At 31.3% G+C, this 559-nt stretch carries 1 protein-coding gene; it reads left to right on the forward strand.

What is annotated here, in order from left to right; translation table 11 throughout:
• Positions 1–32 precede the first annotated feature (32 nt).
• Positions 33–559: helix-turn-helix domain-containing protein (locus tag HMPREF2926_RS02315; RefSeq protein ID WP_141751763.1), on the forward strand; the 527-nt coding region annotated here is incomplete at its 3' end.

The raw sequence follows: 559 nt of genomic DNA on the forward strand, positions 1-559 counted from the left end.
CTAATGATTTTTTATGGTAAATGGAGATAAGTATGATTTTAGGTGAAACTTATAGGAAAATAAGAGAAGAAAAGGGGATTTCTATTTCTTCATTAGCAGGTGCTGAAATTTCAAAATCTCAAATATCTAGATTTGAATTAGGAGAAACAGAGATTTCTGTCTTTAAGTTATTGTATCTTCTTGAAAGAATAGGATTAACACTAGAAGAATTTCTGCTTATCTGTAATCATTATCAACCTTCGGATTTTAATACCTTAATAGCTTCTGTTAAACAGGCCGCATATAATGAAGATACTCAAGCATTACTAGATATGGTAGAGAAAGAAATAGAACTTTTTCATGAGACAAATTCTCATTACCATAAATTAAATGCTATTTTCATCGAAAGTATTGTTTCAGGAATGGATAAGAATTATCAATTGAGTCGTCAAGACGCCTCTTATCTTACAAACTATTTATTTTCCGTTGAAAACTGGGGTTATTACGAAACGCTCATCCTTGGAAATTGCTGTCGTGTTCTATCTCCAGATTTATTATTTAGATATGCCAAAGAGGCGCT

The sequence above is a fragment of the Streptococcus sp. HMSC078D09 genome, from assembly GCF_001813675.1.
Taxonomy (GTDB): domain Bacteria; phylum Bacillota; class Bacilli; order Lactobacillales; family Streptococcaceae; genus Streptococcus.